The sequence below is a fragment of the Bdellovibrionales bacterium genome, assembly GCA_019750295.1.
In the GTDB taxonomy this organism is placed as follows: Bacteria; Bdellovibrionota; Bdellovibrionia; order Bdellovibrionales; family JAGQZY01; genus JAIEOS01.
The window spans coordinates 1-3,313 of the sequence record JAIEOS010000003.1 but is presented as its reverse complement, the minus strand read 5'-3'; the positions used below and the strand labels follow the sequence as shown (position 1 = coordinate 3,313).

The following is a 3,313-nucleotide window of genomic DNA, read 5'->3' as shown; positions in this document are numbered from 1 at the left end:
CAAAAGATCGAGAACTCCTTTTAGAAAATCCCGGTGATACATGAATACCCCATGGCCGAGACAAGACAAAAGAAAAGTGTAAATTAATATTCCTAGACCTAAAGCTCTGGTCTTCGTATTACCTTGCGACATCAATGCTTTGAAGCCCATGAAAAAAGCTAAACCAATGATCAAAAGGTAATGAAAAGTATATAGATTTTTGTGAGACTGAGTGTTGCTCCAAAAATATTTCAAGACTGCCTCGAGAGGTGCAGCTAACATTCCATGAGCCTGTTTTGATGGAAAGTAGCCAAACAAATTATAAAGATAAAGTTGCCAAAAAATAAGGCCTACGAGCGGTGCGCTTACGGTGAATATATTCCTAAAAATCAAGGAGCGTGCGCGAATCATAGCTAGCCCCTCCCACAACGCTATACCAGCAAATAAAAAGGCCGTCCCCTCGCGGCAGAGAACCGCAAAGGTCGCGAAGGCCATGTAGAGATAAAGTTTATTTTTAAAGTAGAAGAGAATGGCGACCATTAGAATTCCACTGGTGAATGCATCTGGTAATCCGTGCGATAAAGTCGCCGTCACTCCGACCGAACTCAACCAGGGCACAAGTAAAACGGAGAACCCTTGCCCCCATCTTTCAAAATTCGAAATTAAAATTAAAGCGCAGATCAAAAAAACAAATATATTCGTGAGACTGTAAACCAGGGGAGATACGTATTCCATAAACAGAAATCGACTGACCAGGTTCGCTGTCACCGGCAAACCGATCCTTTGAGTGCGATAAGCTGCTGAGTCTAAATACTGAGGATAAGAGTTCGAGAAGGGGTAGTTGGCGATGAGATAATAAAATTGTCCGTCCCAGCCCGCGGCATCCTCGAGAAACAATGGGGTATCCTTCAAAAGAGGCAATCCTTTGTGAACACCAAACATCTCTGAGGGCCAAAACGAACGATAAAAACTTCCACTGATCGTAATGGAAGAGACGATGGCTATCGCGCTCAAAACCAACGCAACAAAGGCAAAATATTTATAATGACGGGGCAGTGGTATACGATTTTCCATTTAAAAGATATAATCCTTGATCTCTGCCAATGCGGCTATCGTCCCCAAGCAAAGGGGGTGCTCTTTTCGATCAAAATGCGGAATAAACTCGAGCGACCAAAGCGAGCGTATTCCCAGATCCGCGGCACCGAGGATATCTGCATCCCAACTATCGCCAATCATCAAAGTCTCTTCCACATTGAACTTCGTTTTTTCTAACATCTCTTTAAAGATCTTGGCGTCCGGTTTTTCCACCCCCATCTCTTCAGAGAACAATACATGCTCGAAGTATTGATTCTGCGGGTCCACCGCAAGCATTTTTATCATTTGAGTTCGAAGATTTTCATTAGAAACAATGGCCATTCGCACACCTTTGTCTTTAAGGGCGCCTAGGAGCTCAGCTCGCCCCGAAATCGCTATATTCTCCAAAGTGTATTTGTGCAAAGCCACCTCGTATTTATCCATCGTATCGAGAAGCTTCCGCGCCGAAAACTGCCGTTTATTTTCGAGAAGACTTTTAAAGTAAAGCAACCGATTGCGTGCCGACGGATGCCCGGTCCCCAAGCGCACCTTCACTTGCTCGCGCGCCGCTAGATAATCAGGATGCTTCAGAGACAAACCTATTTCTGATAATGCCTGCTCGTAAATCGTTGTGGAATCAATAAGAGTGTCATCGAGATCAAATATTATGTTTCGGACATTTTTTAGCTTTTCTTTGAGACTCACTTAAGCCTTTCCTTCCACAAACTCCAATTTTTTGTGCAAATCGCCGAAAACAAAAAAGCCTGCGGTAAAAATCGGTCAATACTCGTTTCGAGGGAATGACCTTGAAGTTCGGGAGAAACCATACAAAGTTTAAACTTCGAAGCGACCCGTTGTAATAGTTGAATATCTGCAGGAATGCCATCAAAACAATCTACCCAAAGCCACTCCACTTCACCGGCAAAGGGCAAAACAGTTTCAATCGATTCGAATTTAGAAATCCTCAACAAGCACTTGTGTGCCATTTTCATTTTTCTTAACTTCATAAAACTCGGAAAAGTGGAATCTAAAAACAAATAGTTTTCGATATTCTTAGATTTCATTTTATCGATGAGAACCTCTTCCAGCTGATCTTCTTTGACGTTTAAAACGAGTGGACCTTGCATTTTAAGATTTATAAAAACTTCGAACCACTCATCAAAGGTATCTCCCTGAGAAAACGCGTCGTGAGTCACAACCAACTCTCCTTTTCGGTCGATACGCGAGCGAAGATCCATCTCTAGACCATTGGAAGATTTTGTGTTTTTAAGATCGGCTATAGAGTTCTTGCGATGTTCGATAAAGATCATGAATTTCTCCACTTCGCTTCGGACCGAACAATAAGCGCTAAAAAAATAAGTTGATTAATTCCGTCGTATCCTGATTCCCAAATTGGAGTGTTGTCAGACCGAGTGAGATGGCGAATATTACCAAATGCTCGCTCCGCAATCGCTCCAACCTCTTCGACGGTGATGGTGCCGTGGATTTCTAACTTTAAAAAATCTAAATTATTAAGATCTGGCTCACATAAAACTTTTAGAGTTTTAAGTTTTCGAAGTTCCTCGACCAGATTATCGATGGGAGTATCGTTAATAATGTGATGAACCTGGAACGTATCAGGATTCTTTGCGAGATCTGCATGGATGAATACTTTCGGCGACTCGAGATCTACTAAATCGGTGCTGTAGGGTGTGTAAGCCAATGTCCAATGGGAAAAACGCTGCTGAGGATCGATGTGATTTTTTGAATCCTTCTGTCGTGCTTTGATAGAACTCACTACTTTTTCTAACACGTGGCCGCGCTCACTCACGTCCCTTTTTATCTTCCAGTACGTGCGTAATTGTTCATGGGGGGCGACGAAAATCTTAATATCCATGATTTGTCTTAGGACGATGGGGTAAAAAGTGTGCAAACCTTGAACAATAATATTCTTCTTAGCGGTGACGAAACGCTCATCGGTGAATTGGCCCGATGAATGATCATACTGGGATTTAAAAACAGGCTGACCTTGCAGAAGCATCAAGATATGCTGAGATAGAGTTTCTAGATAGTTCGCTCGCGGATTCAAATGAGTGTAATCCTGCCACTTCTCGTTACCTCTCTCCCACTTGTGATAATCGTCGCCTTCGATCAGAGAAGTTGCATTTTTACCAAAGAGATCGTAGAGCGTGCTCGCCAGTCGATTCTTACCCGCACCCGAGTTCCCAGCTAAGCCGATCAGCAAAGGGCGATGTCGACGAAACCAAGGCATTTCAATTCG

Annotated in this window: 4 protein-coding genes; all 4 read right to left on the bottom strand. The window is 43.0% G+C overall.

Annotated features, from left to right (window positions below):
- The coding region (locus K2Q26_00805) for a hypothetical protein (GenBank protein ID MBY0314030.1) at nucleotides 1-1,053 on the bottom strand (1,053 nt) is incomplete at its 3' end.
- Nucleotides 1,054-1,758, bottom strand: coding sequence for an HAD family hydrolase (locus tag K2Q26_00800; protein ID MBY0314029.1), 705 nt, complete (start codon nucleotides 1,756-1,758; stop codon nucleotides 1,054-1,056).
- On the bottom strand, nucleotides 1,755-2,363 hold the full coding sequence (locus K2Q26_00795) for a hypothetical protein (protein MBY0314028.1): 609 nt from the start codon (nucleotides 2,361-2,363) through the stop codon (nucleotides 1,755-1,757). The genes K2Q26_00800 and K2Q26_00795 overlap by 4 nt, the downstream gene beginning before the upstream one ends.
- Nucleotides 2,360-3,313, bottom strand: a 954-nt coding sequence (locus K2Q26_00790; GenBank protein MBY0314027.1) for a hypothetical protein, incomplete at its 5' end; no start/stop codon positions are given. The genes K2Q26_00790 and K2Q26_00795, both read right to left, overlap by 4 nt.